Below are 22,093 nucleotides of genomic sequence, written 5' to 3' on the forward strand. Positions count from 1 at the left end.
CTTGTGCCGAGCGTTCGTTCGGATTACATCAATCTATTTCTTCATCCCTTACTGATTTCAGATTGAATGAGGGATTCGATGTTGTTTATTGCCTCACCAACGAGATTCCTTCCAATCTCGTCTAGATGGGTCTCGTCATGGTCCAGTAGCATGGCGTACACCTCTTCAAGGGTTGCCCATCTAGGATCAAACTGCTTTACGAACCACTCTGATTTCACAGCCAGACTCGATCGTAAAGCATCAAGATCTGCAATGACTTTCCGAAGGTCTTCAAGGTTGTTGTTTTGCATAACCTCTTTGTAACCGTTAATTGCTTGGAGCATCCGCTTGAACTGGCGTAGGTCATATTCCTTGTCATGCTCATTCACGGTGAACCTCCTGACGGTGGCCCCGGATGTACAGTGACTACGTTCCCTGTTTTGGAATTGGTTACCGCCGTGATGTTGTTTACGGAGTCATAGTGAGTATTTGTCCCAGGATATTTCCCAGGCGAGGTAGTACCAGTGTGGATTGCATTATCAACAACCGACGGTGGTATCCCACGGCCCTGCATTTGATCCAGGGCATGGCCAGAGTAAGTGCGCCCGCCAATGGCTGCAGGAACGTTAAGGGGCTTTCCACCTGGCCCAACAACATTGATCGGGTTACCACTCCGCCCTACTGGTATCGATGCAGGGAGATCTGGGAACTTCTTCGCCACTCGACTCGTAACACCCAATCCGGTAACAAATGGGGTAAATGCCCCGCCGATATCGAGTCCCAACGCCGCTAGGTTCGATCCGAGATGCTTTCTGCCATCGATAGCTAGCCTATAGATGTCGTAACCAATGAATCCCAAATCTGCTAGTGTATCCACGATGGCACCGGTGGAATCGGTAAGATTAGTGGGATTGTTTTTTACATAACCGTAGAGGTTTAGATCACCGCTAAAGAAATCAATAGGATCTTCACTCATGAACCGCTGCAACTTCGGATGGTAGTAGCGCGCCCTGTGATATTGGAGGCCCGTGCCATCATTTTCCCTGCCGGTAAACTGAAAGCTGTTGGTTGAGGCACCCGTTCTGGTAGTGTTCCCGAACGGTTCTTGTGTATACGTCGTGCTAGACGCCCCCGCGCCATCAGTCAATGCCAACGCTGTTCCGAGTCCATCGGTCTGATAGAACTCATCCCCGCCCGTTTGTCTCCGAATAAACGGCTCGTCGATGCTTAAGCTTCTGATGTAGGTTGCCGTCGGTGTGCCACCGGAGAGTTCCGCAAGCACATCAGCTCCGTCATACCAAAACCCTGTCGTCGTGCTGTTGATCGTCTTGCTGGTCCTGCGTCCCAACCCGTCATAGACGAAGCTTGCTGACAGACTCGGACCACTGATCGCGGTGAGCTGGTTCCGTGCATTCCACGTGTACGTCGTGGTCCCGGAGGTATCGGTGAAGGAGGTCAGATTGCCATTGCTATCGTAGACCAGGTTTGTGGAGGCACTGTTGAAGCGCGTCTGTTCGTTGGCGGCGTCGAACGCCGTGTTGCTGACCGCCTGCGGAATCAGCGAGGCCGCGGCATTGGCGCGGGTGAGTTTGATACGGTTCCCGGCCGCATCGTTCTGGTACGTCAGCGCTTCGATGGTCGTCGGTGTCTTGACGTGGTTAATGCTGAGCAGTCGATTGGCGTTGTCATACCCGTAGCTGGTCACCACCCCATTCGGATAGGTCAGACCGGTTCGGCGTCCCGCATCGTCATACGCGAGTGTGACGGTCTGTGCTCCTTGCGCCACGGTCTTGAGCCGGGAGTTCTTGTCATAGGTGTACGTCACATCCGTCTGCCCAGTCGCGCTCAATTTCACCCGCCGCCCGATTTCATCGTATTCCACCGTCACCGTGCCGGGCGTGGTGGTTTCTTGCACGCGTGGGTGATGGCCGCTGCTCACGGTGTCATACGTCCAGGTAATATTACCGCCGACGGAAGCCACTCGGAACTCCATTTTTCCGCCGGTCAATTCACTGGATGTACGAATTCCGTTTATCATCGTGTGCGATCTCCCTTGCCATGAACAAAGACCATGCAAATCCCGAGGCAGAAACCGATTACTATTGACACAGGAATTATGGCAGCCTTCTGTCTGTCGGTTAACCAAGGCATTAGAAATGACAGCGCGTACGACAGCACTCCGATGATGCCACCGAATATGCCACCAAAGAACGCGCTGATAATGATATCGACTAACAAGCGACGCATTTTCTCCTTGACTTTCATTGATTAAGATTAGAGATAAAATTTGATATCAAGTTCCCCGAAAGCGTGCCTACGGTTGGCAAGCTTGCCAAATTGGGAGGCGCGAAAAAGGCTGTAGAAGTTAGGTAGGACGTAAGCAATCTCGTCGCTTGGGAAGCATTATTCAAAGCTGATGCGGCGAGTGTATTCCTCAGCGTGTTATATCCTCCTTGGATTAAGTTTCCAGCTGTGGCCCCGGCTCCTCCGAAGGCAGCACTCATGAGTGCACTATTAAGGACACTTGCCTGCTGTGCTCTGCATGAACGTAGAAGATTTTGAGTAGCGGTCATGCCAGCGCCGATGACTCCACTTCCGAGCGTATTGGCGACGATGTTGGCACCAACCGAAAGACCCTGGGTGATGGTTCCTAAGCCACCGCCCAAAAATCCAGAAGCGGCCGCGAAGCCCACTTGCTCTATATCGATGGTAGCCCAATTCCCGCCATTCATTAAAAGTTGACTCGAGATGTTAAGCGCGGCACCCATTCCAGCACCAACCAAGCACCAAGGACAGTTTCCTGTTGGATCGGTGTATCTCGTAGGACTGTTCGCTGCGTAGGTATAAAGGTTGAGCCCTCCCGCCAGACCATAAGGGTCTTCAGCAAGAAATCGGTTCTGATTTGCCAAATAATACCGTGCTCGGTAGTAATACAGACCCGTCCCATCATTCTCCCTGCCGGTAAACTGAAAAGCGTTGGTTGACGTGCCAGTCTTGGTCGTCTTGCCAAACGGCTCTTGGGTGTACGTCGTGTTCGAAGTTCCGGAGCCGTCCGTTAACGCTAACGTGCTGCCCAGCGCATCTAACTGATAGAACTCATCTCCTCCGGATTGCTTTCGAATGAATGGCTCATCGATGCTCAAGCTTCTGATGTAAGTGGCGGATGGCGTGGTACCAGCGAGCTCTGCTAACACGTCGGCTCCGTCGTACCAGAATCCAGTCGTCGCACTATTGATTGTCTTGCTGGTTCTGCGTCCCAATCCGTCATACACGAAGCTGGCGGAGAGACTGGGCCCGCTGATCGCGGTGAGCTGGTTCCGCGCATTCCAGGTGTAGGTCGTCGTGCCGGAGGCATCCGTGAAGGAGGTGAGGTTCCCGTTGTTGTCATAGACAAGGTTCGTCGAGGCGCTGTTAAAGCGGGTCTGTTCGTTGGCCGCATCGAAGGCGGTATTCGTCACTGCTTGGGGGATGAGTGACGCTGCCGCATTCGCGCGAGTGAGCTTGATTCGGTTCCCGGCGGCATCGTTTTGATAGGTCAAGGCTTCAATGGTGGTCGGCGTTTTGATGTGGTTAATGCTGAGCAGCCGATTGGCGTTGTCATACGCGTAGCTGGTCACCACCCCATTCGGATAGGTCAGGCCGGTTCGGCGTCCCGCATCGTCATAGGCCAAGGTCACGGTCTGCGTGCCTTGGGTCACGGTCTTGAGCCGGGAGTTCTTATCATAGGTGTACGTGACATCCGTTTGGCCCGTGGCGCTGAGCTTCACCCGTCGCCCGATCTCGTCGTATTCCACTGTCAGCGGTCATCCAATAATCCCCAGGTGTGGTCATTGAATTTTCCCCACCCTCCTAACTGAAGGAGGAGGGAGATGGGACTTGACGAGACGGGAGCGTCGGCGATCATGCGTGCCCAGGGGGACCAATCTGGGGAGGCATGCATGGTGGATCAGGAGCGATGGGCGGAGATTCGACGGTTGTTTCACGAGGAGCGGGTGTCCATTTCAGCGATTGGGCGGCGGTTGGATCTGGATCGCAAGACGGTCCGGCGCAGTCTGCGGCAGACGACGTGGCACCCCTATCGCCGGGCAGCGGTGGCGGAGACGCTGCTCACCGCCCATGCCGACTTTGTGCGGACCCGCGCCCCGCAGGTGGGGTACTCGGCGCGGATTCTCTACCAGGAACTGCGGGCGAGCCGGAGCTACACCGGCAGTTATGAGACGGTGAAGCGGTGTGTGGCGCCGCTGCGCGAGGTCCAGCTGCAAGCGGAGCGGGCCCTCCTCCGCTTTGAGACCCCGCCGGGGCAGCAAAGTCAGATTGATTGGGGCCAGGCCACCGTGCCCTTCCGCACCGGTCCCGTCGTGGTGCACGTGTTCGTGCTCACCTTAGGGTTCAGTCGCCGCGGCTTCTATCACGCGTGTGCCGATGAGCGCCTGGCGCAATTTCTGGAGGCCCATGAACGGGCCTTTGCCCATTTCGGCGGGCACACCCGCGAGCATCTCTATGATCGTCCGCGCACCGTGTGCTATGCGGATGAGACCGGCCGACGCCTCTGGAATCCCACGTTCAAAGCCTTTGCCGACTATTGGGGCTTTGAGCCCCGCGTGTGTCGGCCCTACCGGGCGCAGACCAAAGGCAAAGTGGAATCGGGCGTGAAGTATGTGAAGCGGAACTTTCTGCCCGGGCGGACGTTTGTCGACGTGGTGGACTTCCAGGCCCAGCTCGACGAATGGAACGTGACGATCGCCGACCAGCGCCTGCACGGCACGACTCATGAGCGACCGATCGCGCGGTTTGAGCGAGAACGCGAGCACCTCGTGCCACTGGCGGGCCAGCGCGGCTTCCAGCAGGAGGCGCGGGTCTCGCGGATCGTGGCTGAAGACTATCTGGTCAGCTTCGACACGAATCGGTATTCCGTGCCCTTCCGCCTGATTGGGCAACGGGTTGAGGCGCAACGGCGGGGCGACACCATCCATATCTTCCATCGCGACCGCGAGGTGGCCACCCATCCCGTGTTACCCGGCCGCCACCAATTCCGCATTCTGCCGGAGCACGGCCCCGGCGCCAGTGCCCGCATTGCGCGCCAGCGCCGGTCAACCCTGAGCGAACTGGCCACTCACCCCGGTGCGGTCCCGGAGGTCGAAGTGCGGGATCTGGCGTGCTACGAGGCGGTGTGCGGGAGCGCGGCGGCGCACGAGGTGCAGCCATGAACCCGGCGCAACTGGAACGGCTCCGTGAACAGCTGACGCGGCTGCGGCTCCTGAAGAGCCGCGAGCGGCTCGACGCCCTCTTACAGGAGGCGGCGGCCAAGGACCTGTCGTATGCGGACTTCCTCGATCAGGTCCTCAGTGAAGAAGTGACCGCCAAAGCGGAGAAGAACATTACGATGCGCACCAGTCTCGCGCGGTTTCCGTTTGTGAAGAGTCTGGAGGTCTTCGACTTCGCCTACCAGCCGTCGCTGGATAAGAAGCAGATCCAGCAAGTGGCCACCTGCCACTTCATCGAGCACGGCGAGAATCTCGTGATCTTGGGGCCGCCCGGGGTCGGCAAAAGCCACCTGGCCATCGGGCTGGGGCTCAAAGCGATCGAGCGAGGCTATCGGGTGTTGTTCACGACGGCCGCCGCCATGATCGCCACACTGACTCGAGCCCTGACGGAGAATCGGCTGGAGGACAAGCTGAAGCTCTACACGATCCCGCGGTTACTGATCATCGATGAGATCGGCTATCTGCCCATTGACCGCACCGGGGCCAACTTGTTTTTCCAACTCATCTCGCGTCGCTACGAGAAGGGGCCGATGATTCTCACCAGTAACCAGAGTTTCGGGGCCTGGGGGGAGGTCTTCGGGGACCGGGTGCTGGCGACCGCGATCCTGGATCGGGTCCTGCACCACGCCATCACCATCAATATCCGTGGTCATTCGTACCGGCTCAAGGAGAAACTTAAAGCCGGTTTGGTGCGCGTCGAAGAAGCCGCCACGACCACGTAACCAGGGTGGGGAGTTTTCGATGACCATAACTGGGGAAATTTGGGTGACCCTTGACATCCACCGTCACCGTGCCGGGCGTCGTGGCTTCTTGCACCCGGGGATGATGCCCGTTGCTCACCGTGTCATACGTCCAGGTGATATTGCCGCCGACGGAATCGCTGACACTGGTGAGCCGTCCGATCGCATCGTAGCCAAAGGCCACGGAACTATCCGGATAGGTGGCCCCCGTCCGGCGGTTCAAGGCATCGTAGGTGAACGTCGCTTGCTGACTCTTGCGATCCGTGAACGTGGTCAGATTGCCGTTCTTGTCATAGACATAACTTTCCGTCCGGCTCAGCGCATCGGTCCGGGTCTTCAAGCGGTCCATCTCGTCATAGGTGTAGGTCGTCGTCTGATTCTTCGCATCGGTGACCGTGAGGAGATTGCCGTTGTAATCGTAGGTGAACCGCGTGAGACCACCCATCGCATCCTGAATGGTAGTGACCCGGTTCACGTCATCGTAGCTGAAGCGGGTGAGGGCTCCGCGGGGATCGACGAGGTGGGTGAGCCGCGACACCGTGTCATAGTACCGGGTCGTGACATTGCCAACGGCATTAGTCGTCGTGGAAAGGTTGCCCAGGGCGTCATAGCCGAAGCTCGTCGCGTAGGAGAGCGGACGGATGATGCTACTGGACCGGTTGGCCTCCCGTAACACGTATTCTTTACTCTCACACATTAGTTGGGCTCGGCTATCTAAAAGATGATAGTTCTTCATTAGTGAGATCGCGGCGTTCATTCCGGTTATCGATCGCAAAACCCTCGGCATGAAACCGCCACGACGCAAGCATTCCGGGCTTTCCGGCTTGAACGACTATTCTGTGTTCACCGGACTCCAAGATATCGTGCCAGATTGAAATCATTAGCGTATATCCTTCACGGAGAACCTCCTGCCAGGAATAATCGGGAAGTTCAGACAACTCATCGAATGATTTGTCTGACAACTCAGCTAAACGTTCACTGGCAGCCGCACTTAGTACCGCCGAGAGGGGGCGCATAGGGAATCCTCGATCGCAAGTCATAATGAAAGGGGTTTCTAATACCTGGATTCTCTGGTCCAAATACTACCCGAGGCACCTGCGGTCCTGGACCGAGACGCGCACCTTTGTAACCGGGCATTCTGCCAGGACCGATCCGCCAATACCGTCCGTGGTTCAACCAATGCCCAATGCGAGTCTGAGTAGTGGCTACCGCAGCAGCACCTCGGAGTGCGAACGGCACGCTGCCTTCAATGAATCCAATGATCTTTCCGGCCTTGTACTCAGTTGAACACGTATTCACAAAACCTTGGAGGCCCTGATAGTCTCTAACTAATTCCGGTAGTAGGAAGGCATCACCAAACCCAACCACGGAGTCCACTAAACCTTGAGGTAGTGTTGGTAGATCACCCACGAACTCATCCATGCTGTACAGTCCAGACGGATCCACATAGTTGATCGGGCTATCAAAGACATAAGCATAGAAATTTGTGTCTCCACCTGCGAGCTCTAGGGGATCTTCGCCTATAAAGCGATTCAGGCTTGTTGAATAGAACCGCGCCCGGTAGTAGTAGAGACCGGTCGCGTCGTTGTCTCTACCGGTGAATTGAAAGCTATTGGTCGAGGCACCCGTCTTGGTGGTCTTTCCAAATGGTTCGTAGGTATACGATGTGTTCGAGGCCCCGCTGCCATCGGTCAACGCTAGCGTGGTGCCTAGCGCATCCGTCTGATAGAACTCATCCCCCCCGGACTGCTTCCGAATAAACGGCTCATCGATGCTCAAGCTTCTGATGTACGTTGCGGTTGGAGTACTGCCAGAAAGCTCGGCCAGCACGTCAGCTCCGTCATACCAAAAGCCCGTTGTGCTGCTGTTGATGGTCTTGCTGGTCCTGCGTCCAAGTCCGTCGTACACGAAACTGACGGAAAGACTTGGTCCACTGATGGCCGTCAACTGGTTCCGCGCATTCCAGGTGTAGGTCGTCGTGCCGGAGGCATCCGTGAAGGAGGTGAGGTTCCCGTTGTTGTCATAGACAAGGTTCGTCGAGGCGCTGTTAAAGCGGGTCTGTTCGTTGGCCGCATCGAAGGCGGTATTCGTCACTGCTTGGGGGATGAGTGACGCTGCCGCATTCGCGCGAGTGAGCTTGATTCGGTTCCCGGCGGCATCGTTTTGATAGGTCAAGGCTTCAATGGTGGTCGGCGTTTTGATGTGGTTAATGCTGAGCAGCCGATTGGCGTTGTCATACGCGTAGCTGGTCACCACCCCATTCGGATAGGTCAGGCCGGTTCGGCGTCCCGCATCGTCATAGGCCAAGGTCACGGTCTGCGTGCCTTGGGTCACGGTCTTGAGCCGGGAGTTCTTATCATAGGTGTACGTGACATCCGTTTGGCCCGTGGCGCTGAGCTTCACCCGTCGCCCGATCTCGTCGTATTCCACCGTCACCGTGCCGGGCGTCGTGGCTTCTTGCACCCGGGGATGATGCCCGTTGCTCACCGTGTCATACGTCCAGGTGATATTGCCGCCGACGGAATCGCTGACACTGGTGAGCCGTCCGATCGCATCGTAGCCAAAGGCCACGGAACTATCCGGATAGGTGGCCCCCGTCCGGCGGTTCAAGGCATCGTAGGTGAACGTCGCTTGCTGACTCTTGCGATCCGTGAACGTGGTCAGATTGCCGTTCTTGTCATAGACATAACTTTCCGTCCGGCTCAGCGCATCGGTCCGGGTCTTCAAGCGGTCCATCTCGTCATAGGTGTAGGTCGTCGTCTGATTCTTCGCATCGGTGACCGTGAGGAGATTGCCGTTGTAATCGTAGGTGAACCGCGTGAGACCACCCATCGCATCCTGAATGGCCGTCACCCGGTTCACGTCGTCGTAGCTGAAGCGGGTGAGGGCTCCGCGGGGATCGACGAGATGGGTCAGCCGCGACACCGTGTCATAGTACCGCGTCGTGACATTCCCCAGCGCATCGGTGGTCGTCGCGAGGTTGCCCACCGCGTCATAGCCGAAGCTCGTCACGTGCGTCAGCGGATCGGTGATGCTGGTCGGCTGGCCGGCCGTGTTGTATTGGATGACCGTCTGCTTATTCTCCGGATCCGTGATCGTGGTCGTCCTAGCCGTATCGTTATAGCTAAACGTCGTCACATTGGCCGGCGAGAGGGCATCCGTGATCGTCGCGAGGCGGTTATAGGTCGCTTCATACGTGAACGTCGTGGTGTTGTTCTCGGGATCTTGAATGGTCAACACGTTCCCCATGCTGTCGTACGTAAACTCGGTCCGCCGGGAGAGCGGATCCACCACGGCGGTGAGCTTGTTCGTCCCCGTTTCCCGCTCATAGGTGGTCACGTTTGATCCCGGCCGCTCGACTTCAGTCACGTATTGGGAGCCGTTCATCCGATAGATCGTGGCGTTGCCGCGCGGGTCCGTCACGGTGGTCTGGGTCACCGTCTGGCCGGCCAAGGTATAGGCGAAGGTATAGGCGCCCCCATCGGCCAGGATCTGCTTCGCCACGCGGCCGTTGGCATCGTACTGATTCTGGAGATAGGTGATCCCCCGCGCATCGGTGATCGAGAGCATCCCCTCGTTCCAGTAATAGGTCTGTGCCTGCTCGCCGTAGGTGTAGCGGGTCACCCCGCCGGCCGGGTCCATCACGGACGCCAAGCGGCCATTGTGGAACTCGTGGTAGGCATACCGGACCGTGCGGCCCACCGGGTCGGTGATCGACGCAATCACGGGAAAATAGTTATGCCCACGCCGCACCGTGGTGTAGGTGAAGGTCAAGGCTTGGCCGGCCGGGTTCTTAATTTCCGTAATGAGGTTGGACGCATCGCGAAGGATTTGTATCTTATTGTTGTACCGATCGCGCTGTTCGATGAGCCAGCCCGCCGAGTTAAAGACATACACCATGCCATCGCGCCACCGGAGTTCATCGGTCGTCCCCAGCCGCGTAATCGCGGCCCCTTTTAAGAACGGATAGCTCGTATTGCGATACTTGCCGTCGGGGTCCTGGGAAAACAAATACCGGCTTTGATCCGCCAGTTGCAGGCGGAGCGCCGTGCCCACGACGGACAGGTGCAGGTGATAGGTGAAGCTGCCGCCTTGGCCGAATGGCCCGATGCCTTCCGACTTGCTGCGGTAGGTCCGCGTAATGTGGACCGGCAGGACCCCTGGGAGCACCAGGTCCGTTTTCTCCATCGAGAAGACGCCCGACGTGACATCCACCGGGTCAGCCTTCTTGCAGTCGGCATCGGGTGGACAGGTCTGCGTATTCACGGCATTCACATCGGTCGCATAGGCATAGCAGAAGCGCGGCATGCCGACGTTGGGATCCGGGACGAGCGACCGCCCATCTTGGCTCACTTTGCCATAGCCAGCGAGTTTCCACTGGTGCGAGGTCGGATCCGGCGTCGGCACCTTGTCGTAATACCAAAAGGCAATCGGGCTGCCCGGATCGGCATTCAGGTCGTTCGGCATGATGACCGGCACCGGTTTGTTGGAGACGCCGCCGCCGTGCTTGTCGAAACTGATGAGATAGACCGTCCGCGGCGCGGCCGACTCGGGCAAGCGGGGGACCCGATCCGGTGGCACGGCCGTGACGCTGATGCGTGTGTGGGGTCGTCCATCTGCTCCCATGATCGTCGTGCCGCTCGGAATGGCGACCGTGAAGCCGGGGAGATGGGTGGGCCGCACATCCGTCTGCTGGCCGGGAGTAATGGGAGACGTCGCCGGCTGGGTTTGCACGACCCAGATCGGATCAGGAAGTTCGATGGCCGTTTCGCTGGAGACGTTCACCAAGACGGGATCCGCGTGCATGAGGCCGCCGGGCGAGCCGTCCTTGAGCGGCCGTCGGAAGCCATCGAGCGACGCATGGTCGATCTGAATGAGCTGATACCCGCTGGGCGGCTGCGCGAAGGTAAAGCGTCCGCTGGCATCGGTCCGTGAAGATTGGCCTGCCAAACTCACCAACACACCGGCCAGGGGCTTGCCATCCCGGACCGACAAGACCCGCCCACTCACCGGCCGACCTGGGGTCCCGACCGTCTCGGCCCAGGTCTGGGGCACGAGACTGGTGATCCCTGCAAGGACCACGGAGACCAATAGCAAAAAGACCCGGCATCGCGAGGCATGCGGGGAATCCGAAACAGCATTCTGAAGTGTGGTCATGATGTCCTTCAATGAACTCAGATCACGTCGTGAAGCGGACTGGAATAGGACAACTGTAGCAGAGGATTTCCCACGCGCAAGTGTGTCGCATGAATCGTGACACCATACCATCATATAGGACCTATAGCTAGGTATTTTGTACCTTATCATGGAGACAGGCCAGTGTGACCTATCGCGGGGAGAGACAGGGCTCACGGTCTCAGGGGGCGGATCCGTCCCCATTCTCTTGGGATCAAGGTGTCGTCGTCTGTTGCTGGGTCCCAGAGAACGGCGGGACATTATCGGTCACGATACTGTCGCCGGCCGGAACCGGTTTTTGTTTGACTTGCGTCGGCATCTCGGGCGGCGAGGCCGGCTGGGACTCCACCGTGTCGGCCAATTGCAGGGTCTGCCGGACACCCACGCCCGTGCTATGGGAGTTCATCGACTGCGAAGGACTGTAATAGACCTGGGCGATGACGAGACCGGCGGACACGCCGAGCGCGGCCCAGCCGAACGGACTATGCGAATCGCGGTCGAGGTAGGATTGGCGGTCACCGCGGAGCCGCCGCGACCTTCGCCGCGAGGTCGCTCTTCTTGGCCGCCAGACAGGCGATCCGTTTGGCTTTGGCCACGACCCGGACATATTGCGTGGTCTGGAGGACCAGTGCTTCCATCGGCAGCAAGAAGGAAGACGCAAACTTTCAGAAAAGAAGCATGCATCGCGCAGCATCTCGCCCAATCATGTCATTGAGGCTTGGCGGCATTTGCTTTCGTTCGCCGGATGACCGTATGATTTCCGGTCACCTATGAAATGCGCGAAGTGCAAGACCAAAGCCGTCATCGGACTGCCGCGGCATAATGCCGCCTTCTGCAAGCCCTGCTTTATCGGTTATGCCCATGAGCAGGTGGCCCGCGCGATCAAACACGAGCGGATGTTCGGCCCAGACGACCGTATCCTCGTGGCGGTGTCGGGGGGCAAGGACAGTCTGGCCCTCTGGCACATGCTCCTTGCGATGGGCTACCGGGCGGACGCGCTCTATGTCGATCTCGGCATTCCTGGCTATTCGACCCGCTCGCGGGAAAAGGTCGAGGGCTACCATCAGACACATGCGGCCTCTCTGGGCGCCAAGCTCCTCATCCACCAAACCCAGGAAGAAGAAGGTGCCGGAATCCGCGAGTTGTCCCAGTTGATCAACCGTCCGACCTGCTCGACCTGCGGGACGATCAAACGTTATCAATTCAACCGGGCCGCGGTGGAGCACGACTACGATGTCATGGCGACCGGCCATAACCTCGACGACGAAGCCGCCCGGCTGCTCGGCAACGTCTTGCACTGGCAGGAGGAGTATCTGGACAAACAAGGCCCGACGCTTCCCGCGTCGGTCGAAGGGTTTGCCAAGAAGGTGAAGCCGCTGTACCGGTTGACCGAGCGCGAGGTGGCTGCCTATGCCCTGCTCAACGGGATTGACTACGTGGTGGAAGAATGTCCGATGGCCAAGGGCTCCAAGATGCTCCTTTATAAAGAGGTCCTCAACCGGTTGGAGACCGAATCCCCAGGCACCAAGCAATCCTTCTATTGGAAATTCCTCGAACGGCAAGCCAAGCTCCAGCCGAGCGGCCTGTTCATGACAGAGAAAGATCAGGCCACCCTGCATCCCTGCCCGACCTGCGGCCAACCTACCACGGCCGAAACCTGTTCCTACTGCAAGATGATGGCCCGCGCCAAGGCCGCCGCGCCTCGCTGACATCAACCGGAAGGCCGTCAGCCGTCATTCGCCAAACGTCAAACGAGACAAGTCGGCAGGAGGAGGCAGTTCCGCGATTCACGCGCGATTGACGGTTGACGCCATTACACCACCGGGGATCGTGGACCCATTGCCATTTGCAGAGCAATGGGTGCCCTCCAGGATTGCAATGACTGCCCCAATAAAGCCTTGGCGAATAATCCGGGGGCGGGCTGGCATAAGCCGGCTGACAGTGTTACAGGACATGATATGGCTCCTGTGGCGCGACGATCCTTGATCGCCGGCTGGTCGGCGATCAATGCACTGCGCCGGCGACCGCCTTTGTTCCCGGTCGCCCTGTGCGCTGTGGCCTTTGCCGCCTGGCTCTCGGCTACGGACTTCGGCTTGGGCGCGCCGCAACCGGATTCCCGGATCACCCTGCGGTTTGTCTCCTGGAAACCGGACCACCCTCGGGCTTGGGACGAGGCGATCGCGCGGTTCCAAGAAGCACATCCCGGCATTTCGATCGTCCGCGAGATCGCGCCCCATTCCTCCACCGCCTATCACGACCTGCTCACCCAGAAACTGAAGAACCGCGATCGCACCGTCGATCTCTTTTTCATGGATGTGATCTGGGTGCCGGAATTTGCCGCGGCGGGGTGGGTCTTGCCCTTGGATGATCTCTTTCCCGAATCGGAACAAGCTGATTTTCTGCCGGCCACGATCGTGACCGGGCTTTATCAGGATCACGTCTATGGGGTCCCGAGCCGGATCGACGCGGGCATGCTCTACTATCGCGCCGACCTATTGAACAAGTACGGTTACGAACCTCCACGCACCTGGACCGAGTTGGTCGAGCAGGCGGAGGCCATCGTGCGGGGAGAAGCGGCGGTCCAGCCGACCCTGCGCGGCTATTCGGCGCAGTTCAAACAGTACGAAGGTCTCGTCTGCAACATGCTGGAACTGGTCGGGAGCCACGGCGGGTCGCTGCTCCGCGAACGGGACGGGAGCTCGACGTTGGCCGCTCCCGAGACGCTCGCCGCCTTACGCTTCGCCCGAGACCAACTCATGGGCCGCGTGGCGCCGCGCGCCCTGCTCACCTATCAAGAGCCGGAATCGCTGGCGGCCTTCGTCCAGGGCCAGATGGTCTTTCACCGCAACTGGCCCTACGCTTGGGAAGTGGTGAACAGCCGGGAGCGATCCAAAATTGCCGGGCTCGTGGGCGTGGCGCCCCTTCCCAGCACCGCCAACCACCGCGGCATCGCCACGCTCGGCGGATGGCTGTTCGGGATCAGCGCGCTGTCGGCGCATCAACGGGAAGCCTGGGCGTTCATCTCGTTCTTGTCGAGCGAGGCCATCCAGAAACATTTCGCGCTCGCGGCCGGCATTGCGCCCTCGCGGCGAGCGCTCTACGACGATCCGACCCTGCTCGACGCCCATCCCCATTGGCGCAACCAATTGACCGTCCTACAGTCCGCGACGCCGCGGCCCAGGACGCCCGTCTATCCAGCCCTGTCCCACATCCTGCAGCGGTTCTTCAGCCGGGCCCTCGCCTACCCGGCCATCGACCTAGCCGCCGAGGCCGCCATGGCCGACGAACAGATCACCCGACTACTCGAACTCACAAGGAGCACGACGTGAGCCTGCCGGCTATCGACTCGGCCACCGATCAGATCACCGGCCCTCGGGCTCGTGCGCGATGGCGCGATCAACTCCAGGCCTGGTGGATGATCGCGCCGGCCTTGGCCTTCACCCTGGTGTTCGCGCTCTATCCGGTGATCGAATCATTCTTGCTGAGCCTCCAGCGGGTGTTTCTGGCCGTGCCGTCTCTAGGCCAACAGTGGGTGGGGCTTGACAACTTTCGCCTGCTCGTCCAGGACCCGGTTGTCCGCCAGGCCCTCGGCGTCACATTGGGATTCGTGCTGCTCTCGACGGCCTTGGAGGTCGCGCTCGGTCTCGTCATCGCCCTGGTGATTCACGAGCGGTTCTGGGGCCGGGCCTGGGTGCGGGCGGCCGCGCTGATTCCCTGGGCCATTCCCACGGTCGTGGCCTCCCAAATGTGGCGCTACATCTTCAACGACCAATACGGCTTCGCCAATCTGCTCCTATTCGGCGACGAGGTCGCCCATTACGTACCCTGGCTCGCCTACCCAGGTTTCGCGTTCGTGATCATCGTCCTGGCCGACGTCTGGAAGACTTCGTCATTCGCCGGGCTTCTGCTGCTGGCCGGCCTCCAGGTCATCCCGGACGAGCTGTACGAGGCCGCGAAGATCGACGGGGCGACCCTCTGGCAACGGTTCTGGCACATCACCCTGCCGCTGTTGCGGCCCGCCATCTTATTGGCTCTGCTGTTTCGGACGATGGATGCCTTCCGCGTCTTCGATCTGGTCTTCGTGATGACCCAAGGAGGCCCCGGCGACGCCACACAGGTGCTGCAATTCTACGGGTACAAGACCCTGTTCACGGAGGGCCGGATGGGCTATGGCGCCGCCATTTCCGTCCTGGTGTTTCTGACGATTCTGTCGCTCTCGCTGATCTACATCCGCGCGGTCGGCTCGCGGCTGTTGGAACGGGAGGCCCGATGACGAAACGGATTCTCCTCGCGATCGGTATCGTCGGCATCGTGGCGGGGAGCCTGTTCCCGTTCGTCTGGTTCCTGCTGACGTCGCTGAAATCCCAACATGACATCGAGGCGGTCCCGCCGACGTGGTGGCCGAGCGGCGGATGGCATTTTTACCGCTCGGCTCTGATCGACCATCGCCTCACGGATTACATGCTGAACAGCGTCGTCGTCGCGGGCTCCACGACCCTTGTGGCGCTGGCCGTCGGCATCCCAGCCGCCTATGCGCTGGCGCGCCTCAAGCTGCCGGGCCGGTCCTGGATCATGGGCGGGCTGCTCTGCATCTCGATGTTTCCGCAAATCGCCATCGCGGGTCCCGTGTGGCAGGTCCTGGAACGGATCGGCGGCCTGAATACCCATTGGGGCCTCGTCTTGCCCTACGTCACGCTCACGCTGCCGCTGGCTATCTGGATTCTGGCCAGTTTCTTTAAGGAGCTGCCGACGGAGCTGGAAGAGGCCGCGCGGGTGGACGGCTGCGGGGTCTGGGGCGCCTTGCTGCGCATCATGCTGCCGCTCGCGGCGCCGGGCATCTTCACCGCCGCCATCCTGATTTTCGTCTATGCCTGGAACGAGTTCTTCTTCGCCCTGCTCATCCTGACGCAGCCGGAACAGCAAACGCTGCCGGTCGGGATCGCCCTGTTCCAAGGCGAGTTTACGATGCCCTGGGGGGAACTCGCCGCCGCATCGGTGCTGGCGACGTTGCCGCTGGTTCTGCTCGTGATCCTGTTCCAGCGCTGGATCATCAGCGGACTCTCCGCGGGAGCCGTGAAAGGCTAAGGGACGGTCTTGCCATGGCTGATCTGGAGTTGCGCAACCTGACGAAACAATTCGGCGAGCAGACGATCCTGCAGGACATCTCGCTGCACGTGCCGGACGGCAGCTTCACGATCCTGTTGGGGCCGTCGGGCTGCGGGAAGTCCACCGTGCTCCGGATCATCGCGGGATTGGAGCCCCAGACCGAGGGGCAGGTCTTCATCGGCGATCGTTTGGTTGACGGCCTTTCGCCCAAGGACCGGGACATCGCGATGGTCTTTCAGCACTATGCCCTCTATCCCCACCTGACGGTGCGCGAGAACCTGGCCTTCGGGCTCAAGATGCGCGGCGAGCCGCGCCGTGTGATCGATCCCCGCATCGAGGAAGTCGCGCAGCTCTTAGAAATCCACTCCCTGCTGGACCGCAAGCCCAAAGATCTGTCAGGAGGCCAGCGGCAACGGGTGGCGATGGGCCGGGCGATCGTCCGCCAGCCGAAGCTCTTTCTTTTCGACGAGCCGTTGTCCAATCTCGACGCCAAACTCCGCAGTTCGATGCGGATCGAGCTCAAGCGGTTGCACCAACGGTTGGGCGCCACGATGATCTACGTCACGCATGACCAGGTCGAAGCCATGACCCTGGGCGATACCATCGTCGTGATGGAAGGGGGCCGCATCCGGCAGGTCGATCCGCCCGGCCGCATCTATGACACACCGGCCGATCCCTTTGTCGCGGGGTTCATCGGCACGCCGCCGATGAACCTGTTGGAGGGCTCGCTCCAGCATCAAGGCTCGCACTGGACCCTTCAGACCGGCACCATCGCGATTGCCATTCCACCGGTGAAAGGGCCGACGCCGATCGAGCCGATTTCTCACGTGGCCTTGGGCATTCGCCCCGAGGACCTGCGGCTCGAGAAGAGCGGCGAGCCGGTCACCGAGATCGAAGTCCGTGTTGAGGTGGTGGAGAACTTGGGCTCCGATTTCATTCTGCACCTATCGATCGGTCCCCACCGGCTGATCATGCGCGCGCACCCGGGCAGCTCCCTAGTCGAAGGCACGACGATTCCGCTCTATCTGCCCCATGACAAACTCCACCTCTTTATCGACGACCGCCGGGCCGATTGGGCCTAATTCCCGCTGATCCGGCAAGGACGGACGGCTTGTGCCTCCCCTCCCCGCCTTGCTTGCAAAGCGCGAACAGAGTTCGTACATTGAGATCGGATTGCGTCCCCCGGCGAGGGGATTATCCGAGCTCGGAAACCGCTAATGGCCACGACCCAACGAGATTTCTACGACATCCTGGGCGTCCCGCGCGGCGCGAGCGCCGACGAGATCAAGAAGGCCTACCGCCGCCTGGCCCGGCAGTACCATCCCGATCTGCACACGGGCACGAAGAAAACCGACATGGAGCGCAAGTTCAAGGAGCTGAACGAAGCGCATGAAGTGTTGAGCGACCCGGACAAGCGCAAGAAGTACGATCAGTACGGCCATCGGTGGCAGGAGGCTGAGGCCTATGAGAAGGCCCGGCAACAGGCCCGCGAATCCGGCTTCGGCGGCACACGCCAGGACGAAGGTTTCGAATACCAATTCGGCGGCGGCGACTTCAGCGATCTGTTCGAGTCGTTCTTCGGTCGAGGCGGGCGGACGAGTCGCCAAGGCGGCCCGCGCGGCTCGGCGCCTGGGCAGGATACCGAAACCGTCGTCCAGCTCACGCTGCAGGAGGTCCTCAACGGCACGACCAAGCGCGTCCAGATGATGGAGCAGGGTGTCAACGGACGGCTGGAGGCGAAGACGATCGATGTCCGAATTCCGGCCGGCGTACAAGACGGCACGCGGGTCCGGGTGCCGGGGAAGGGCCAGCCCGGTTTCAACGGCGGGAAGCGCGGCGATCTGTACCTGCATGTCCATATTCAGGACGATCCGGTGTTTCGCCGGCAGGGCAGCGACATCCACGTGACTTTGCCCGTCTGGCCCTGGGAAGCCGTGCTCGGAGCCGAGGTCACGGCGCCGACTTTGGCCGATCCGGTCAAGGTCCGGGTGCCGGCCGGCAGCAGGGCCGACAGCAAGCTCCGGCTCAAAGGCAAAGGCCTGCCCACCGCCTCCGGCGGGCACGGCGACCTCTTTTACACGTTGCAGATCGTCGTGCCGTCATCACCGTCGGATGACGAACGGAAACTGTACGAACAGCTCAACCGCATCTCCCATCCTGACCCCAGAGCGGAGTTGATCCGCCTCACGCGCCGCCACGCATGACGGTCGAATCGTCCGCGCCCTCTCTCCGGACTTCCTCTCACCCGCAGGCGCCCCGATGGACCTGACGGAATATGCCCTGTTCTGTTTCGGCACACTGTTCGTCATCGTCGATCCCGTCGCTGCGGTGCCGGCCTTCATCGCGATGACGGCCAGCCACAGCATTCCCGATCGGGTGCGGACCGCGCGTATGGCCTGTCTGGTGACGGCCGGTTTGTTGGGCCTCTTTGCGTTTATCGGCCAGCCGCTGTTCCGCACTCTCGGCGTCAGCCTCCCGGCGCTCCAGGTCGCGGGCGGCCTGCTGTTGCTCCTCGTCTCTCTGGACATGCTGCGCGCGCAACGGTCTCCCGTGCAGGAAACGGCCGAAGAGACTGCCGCCGGCGTGGATAAGCATGACGTCGCCATCACGCCATTGGCGATTCCGATGATGGCCGGGCCCGCCGCCATTTCCAGCGCGATCCTGCTCGGCTCCCAGGCTCAGTCCTGGCTCCAGCGGGCCGTGTTGCTCGCCTGCATTGGCGCGGTGGGTCTGGCCAGTTATCTGATTCTGGCGCTGGCCGGCCGGGGCACGCGCTGGCTCAGCCCGATTGCGGAAAAAATCATCACGCGTCTGATGGGCCTGTTGCTGGCCGCGCTCGCGGTGCAGTTCATCATCAACGCGCTTCGCGACATCGGATTGCTGGCCGGCCGATCGTGACCGCCGATTTTTCCGACCCAGGTTTCTTCACAAGACCGGAGCCCATGGTAAGATGAATAATCGATCTTCACCACAGAGGAGGACATTATGGCTCGATTGATGCTTTCCGGCGCGCTCGCACTGATCATGGCGTTCGGCTTCTCCCTCACGCCCGTCTTCGCCGATCCCGGAGGGAAAGACTACGAACACGGGAAGAAGGACGGGTACAGCCGCGAAGGCCATGGCTACGGAGGCGGCATGGGCGGCCACGGCATGGGCATGATGCACAGCAGCACCGGCCATCTCATCCGCCACCTGCTCAAGCACGAGAAGGACATCGGCTTGACGGAGGAGCAGGTCACGAAGCTCAAGGCCATGCAACTCGACCTCGACAAGCTGCGGATCAAGAGCGAGGCGGATATTCAAGTCGCCGAGCGCGAATTGAAGGCGCTGGTGGAGGATGAGAAGTCGGACCTCGGCGCCATCGAGGCCAAACTGAAGCAGAGCGAGGATTCGCAGGTGGCGCTGCGCCTCGCCTCGATCAAGACCCGCCGCGAGGTGCTGGCCCTGCTGACCCCGGAACAGCGGGGAAAAGAGAAGGCCGAACACGAGAAGATGATGCAGGAGCACCGCGCCAAGGGTCGCGAGCACGGCGATCCGCACAAGGGCGGAGGGGCAAAGTGAGGACAATAGCCGGATGTGCGCGCAGAGCCTGATAGGACTCCCCTTCGATTGGGAGCGGAGCGGGACGGGAAAAAAGCATGAAATGTGCCCGTCCCGCTCGCCATGCTCGAAGGTGGTGTCACCCCTCTTCTCCTCGCTGCAAGGGAATGCGGATGATTACCGGCCAATTAAGCCGCCTTGCGCAGAGGTTCCTCCTGCACCGGCTTGTTCTCGGTGAATCTGCGCCAGAGTCCGATGGTGCCAGCACAGATCGCCGAGAACCCGAGGATCACCGCCATCGCGTCCATCCAATCCAAGGAAAAGAAGCTGTTTATCCACTCCATCGCGATTCACCTCCTTTCCCACCGACATGATGCGCAGGCATAACCTACAGTAATCACCACTCTATTCCTGTCAAGTCTCGGATTGACCCCTCGCCGGCGGCTATGCGAAAGTGGCGTCCCTACAGGACAAATCAGACACAAGGAGCGTCCATGACCCCCTCTCTGAAGCACAAAAGCCACGACCTTACCGACGGTCCGGGCCGCGCGCCGGCACGGGCCATGCTCAAGGCGGTGGGATTTTCCGACGACGACCTCGCCAAGCCTCTCGTAGGGGTGGCCAACACCTGGATCGAAGTCATGCCCTGCAACTACCACCTGCGCCGGCTTTCGGAACGGGTCAAGGCCGGCATTCGGGCGGCGGGCGGCACCCCCATCGAATACAACACGATCGCGGTTTCCGACGGCATTGCGATGGGCACCGAGGGCATGAAGGCCTCGCTGATCAGCCGGGAAGTGATCGCTGATTCGATCGAGCTAGTCGCCCGGGGCCATCTGTTCGACGCGGTCGTGGCCCTGTCCGGCTGCGACAAGACGATTCCCGGCACCGTGATGGCCCTGGCCCGCCTCAATGTGCCCTCTCTCATGCTGTACGGCGGATCAATCATGCCCGGGACGTTTCAGGGACATGACGTGACTATTCAGGATGTCTTTGAAGCCGTCGGGAAACACGCGACCGGCAGGATGACGAACGCCGAACTCAAGGATCTGGAGGACCATGCCTGCCCCGGTCCCGGCGCCTGCGGAGGACAATTCACGGCCAACACGATGGCCATTGCCTTCGAGTTTCTCGGGATCTCCCCGATGGGACGCAACGGGGTGCCGGCGATGGACGCGCGGAAGGACGACGTGGCCTTCGAATGCGGCCAGCTCGTGATGGAGTTGCTCAAGCGCGATCTCCGCCCGCGCACGATCATCACGCGCAAATCGCTGGAAAACGCGATCGCCGCCGTCGCCACCACCGGCGGGTCCACCAATGCGGTGCTGCATCTGCTGGCCATCGCGCGCGAATCCGGCGTGCGGTTGACCATCGACGACTTCGACCGGATCAATCGCAAAGTCCCGCTGCTCGCGGACCTGAAGCCGGGCGGCCGGTTCACGGCCTCGGATCTCTATGCCGCGGGCGGCACGACGCTGGTGGCCAAACGCCTGTTGGATGCCGGGCTGCTGCACAAGGATCAACCCACGGTGAGCGGCCGAACGATCGGCGAGGAAGCGCAACGGGCGAAGGAGACGGCCGGGCAGCAGGTCCTCCGTCCGTTGAACAACCCGATCAAGCCGTCTGGCGGGCTCGTCATCCTCAAGGGCAACCTGGCTCCGGAAGGCTGCGTGGTCAAGGTCGCCGGCCATTCCATGATGAAATTCAGCGGGCCGGCCAGGGTGTTCGACCGGGAAGAGGACGCGTTCGCGGCGGTGCAAGCCAATCAGATCAAGGCGGGCGAGGTGGTCGTGATTCGCTATGAGGGGCCTTCAGGCGGCCCGGGGATGCGCGAGATGTTGGGCGTGACGGCCGCGATCGTCGGCGCCGGTCTCGGCGATAAGGTGGCTCTTCTGACCGACGGCCGCTTTTCAGGAGCCACGCATGGCCTGATGGCGGGACACGTGGCGCCGGAAGCCGTCAAGGGCGGCCCGATCGCCGCCGTCAAGAACGGCGACATGATCGTGTTCGACATCAAGGCCAGGACCCTCACCGTCGAGCTGAGCCAGCGTGAAATCGCGGCCCGGCTCAAGAAGGTGAAGCCGTTCGTGCCCCGCTACACGACCGGCGTCATGGGCAAATACGCCCGCCACGTCTCCTCGGCTTCGGAAGGAGCCGTGACAAGTTGAGCTGGTTCGGCGTGGCCGGGAACAAGGTGTCGCGATGTGAAGGAGCACAGAGCCGAGGTGATGGGCGGCAGGGCTCTGCGAGGAACAGCGCACAGGGCCCGGCCTCTCGATAGAGTTGTCT

19 protein-coding genes are annotated in these 22,093 nt (G+C 60.4%); 11 read left to right on the forward strand and 8 right to left on the reverse strand.

The features are described from left to right. Window positions 1–41 precede the first annotated feature (41 nt). The 3 genes from QWI75_RS17325 to QWI75_RS17335 form a co-directional block, all read right to left on the reverse strand. A complete protein-coding gene (locus QWI75_RS17325; RefSeq protein ID WP_289267250.1) occupies window positions 42–368 on the reverse strand; it encodes a hypothetical protein in 327 nt (108 codons plus the stop codon). Next, window positions 365–2,017: an RHS repeat-associated core domain-containing protein gene (locus QWI75_RS17330; RefSeq protein ID WP_289270114.1), complete on the reverse strand. Its 1,653-nt coding sequence runs from the start codon at window positions 2,015–2,017 to the stop codon at window positions 365–367. Before QWI75_RS17330 ends, QWI75_RS17325 begins: the two co-directional genes overlap by 4 nt. Window positions 2,018–2,240: 223 nt before the next feature. After that, a complete protein-coding gene (locus QWI75_RS17335) occupies window positions 2,241–3,773 on the reverse strand; it encodes an RHS repeat domain-containing protein (RefSeq protein ID WP_289270116.1) in 1,533 nt (510 codons plus the stop codon). 75 nt (window positions 3,774–3,848) lie between these two features. Here QWI75_RS17335 and istA point away from each other — a divergent pair, with 75 nt between their 5' ends. Further along, window positions 3,849–5,186 (forward strand): IS21 family transposase, encoded by a 1,338-nt coding sequence (istA, locus tag QWI75_RS17340; protein ID WP_289266912.1) that lies wholly within the window; start codon window positions 3,849–3,851, stop codon window positions 5,184–5,186. Then, the gene (gene istB, locus QWI75_RS17345; protein WP_289266911.1) at window positions 5,183–5,965 is read left to right on the forward strand and encodes an IS21-like element helper ATPase IstB; all 783 of its coding nucleotides are present in this window, start codon (window positions 5,183–5,185) and stop codon (window positions 5,963–5,965) included. The genes istA and istB overlap by 4 nt, the downstream gene beginning before the upstream one ends. Here istB and QWI75_RS17350 read toward each other — a convergent pair. The 4 genes from QWI75_RS17350 to QWI75_RS17365 all read right to left on the reverse strand — a co-directional run bounded on the left by QWI75_RS17350 (window position 5,919) and on the right by QWI75_RS17365 (window position 11,796). After that, the gene (locus QWI75_RS17350) at window positions 5,919–6,680 is read right to left on the reverse strand and encodes a hypothetical protein (RefSeq protein ID WP_289270117.1); all 762 of its coding nucleotides are present in this window, start codon (window positions 6,678–6,680) and stop codon (window positions 5,919–5,921) included. The genes istB and QWI75_RS17350 overlap by 47 nt on opposite strands. Window positions 6,681–6,958: 278 nt before the next feature. Then, window positions 6,959–11,140, reverse strand: coding sequence for an RHS repeat-associated core domain-containing protein (locus QWI75_RS17355; protein WP_289270119.1), 4,182 nt, complete (start codon window positions 11,138–11,140; stop codon window positions 6,959–6,961). A gap of 232 nt (window positions 11,141–11,372) precedes the next feature. Next, the gene (locus tag QWI75_RS17360) at window positions 11,373–11,615 is read right to left on the reverse strand and encodes a hypothetical protein (protein WP_289270121.1); all 243 of its coding nucleotides are present in this window, start codon (window positions 11,613–11,615) and stop codon (window positions 11,373–11,375) included. Between the two features lie 58 nt (window positions 11,616–11,673). Beyond that, on the reverse strand, window positions 11,674–11,796 hold the full coding sequence (locus QWI75_RS17365) for a hypothetical protein (protein ID WP_289270123.1): 123 nt from the start codon (window positions 11,794–11,796) through the stop codon (window positions 11,674–11,676). A gap of 132 nt (window positions 11,797–11,928) precedes the next feature. On the opposite strand from QWI75_RS17365, the gene QWI75_RS17370 reads away from it, so the two are divergent. From QWI75_RS17370 to QWI75_RS17405, 8 genes are all read left to right on the forward strand, one after another. Next, window positions 11,929–12,867, forward strand: coding sequence for a phosphoadenosine phosphosulfate reductase domain-containing protein (locus QWI75_RS17370; RefSeq protein ID WP_289270125.1), 939 nt, complete (start codon window positions 11,929–11,931; stop codon window positions 12,865–12,867). 249 nt (window positions 12,868–13,116) lie between these two features. After that, complete coding sequence (locus tag QWI75_RS17375) at window positions 13,117–14,487, forward strand: ABC transporter substrate-binding protein (protein WP_289270127.1); 1,371 nt, start codon at window positions 13,117–13,119, stop codon at window positions 14,485–14,487. After that, window positions 14,484–15,431: a carbohydrate ABC transporter permease gene (locus QWI75_RS17380; RefSeq protein WP_289270129.1), complete on the forward strand. Its 948-nt coding sequence runs from the start codon at window positions 14,484–14,486 to the stop codon at window positions 15,429–15,431. The genes QWI75_RS17375 and QWI75_RS17380 overlap by 4 nt, the downstream gene beginning before the upstream one ends. Next, window positions 15,428–16,243 (forward strand): carbohydrate ABC transporter permease, encoded by an 816-nt coding sequence (locus QWI75_RS17385; RefSeq protein WP_289270130.1) that lies wholly within the window; start codon window positions 15,428–15,430, stop codon window positions 16,241–16,243. The genes QWI75_RS17380 and QWI75_RS17385 overlap by 4 nt, the downstream gene beginning before the upstream one ends. 14 nt (window positions 16,244–16,257) lie before the next feature. Further along, window positions 16,258–17,346: an ABC transporter ATP-binding protein gene (locus QWI75_RS17390; protein ID WP_289270132.1), complete on the forward strand. Its 1,089-nt coding sequence runs from the start codon at window positions 16,258–16,260 to the stop codon at window positions 17,344–17,346. A gap of 135 nt (window positions 17,347–17,481) precedes the next feature. Next, window positions 17,482–18,468 (forward strand): DnaJ C-terminal domain-containing protein, encoded by a 987-nt coding sequence (locus QWI75_RS17395; RefSeq protein ID WP_289270134.1) that lies wholly within the window; start codon window positions 17,482–17,484, stop codon window positions 18,466–18,468. Window positions 18,469–18,523: 55 nt separating this feature from the next. Further along, the gene (locus QWI75_RS17400) at window positions 18,524–19,162 is read left to right on the forward strand and encodes a MarC family protein (RefSeq protein WP_289270136.1); all 639 of its coding nucleotides are present in this window, start codon (window positions 18,524–18,526) and stop codon (window positions 19,160–19,162) included. 87 nt (window positions 19,163–19,249) lie between these two features. Continuing rightward, window positions 19,250–19,825 carry a Spy/CpxP family protein refolding chaperone gene (locus tag QWI75_RS17405; RefSeq protein WP_289270138.1) on the forward strand — a complete coding sequence of 192 codons (576 nt, stop codon included), beginning with the start codon at window positions 19,250–19,252 and terminating at the stop codon, window positions 19,823–19,825. 167 nt (window positions 19,826–19,992) lie between these two features. Here QWI75_RS17405 and QWI75_RS17410 read toward each other — a convergent pair whose 3' ends face one another. Then, window positions 19,993–20,148 (reverse strand): hypothetical protein, encoded by a 156-nt coding sequence (locus tag QWI75_RS17410; RefSeq protein WP_289270140.1) that lies wholly within the window; start codon window positions 20,146–20,148, stop codon window positions 19,993–19,995. Between the two features lie 150 nt (window positions 20,149–20,298). Between QWI75_RS17410 and ilvD the strand changes: the two genes are divergently transcribed. Further along, window positions 20,299–21,972 carry a dihydroxy-acid dehydratase gene (gene ilvD / locus QWI75_RS17415; protein ID WP_289270142.1) on the forward strand — a complete coding sequence of 558 codons (1,674 nt, stop codon included), beginning with the start codon at window positions 20,299–20,301 and terminating at the stop codon, window positions 21,970–21,972. Window positions 21,973–22,093 lie beyond the last annotated feature (121 nt).

Source organism: Nitrospira tepida, from assembly GCF_947241125.1.
Taxonomy (GTDB): Bacteria; Nitrospirota; Nitrospiria; order Nitrospirales; family Nitrospiraceae; genus Nitrospira_G; species Nitrospira_G tepida.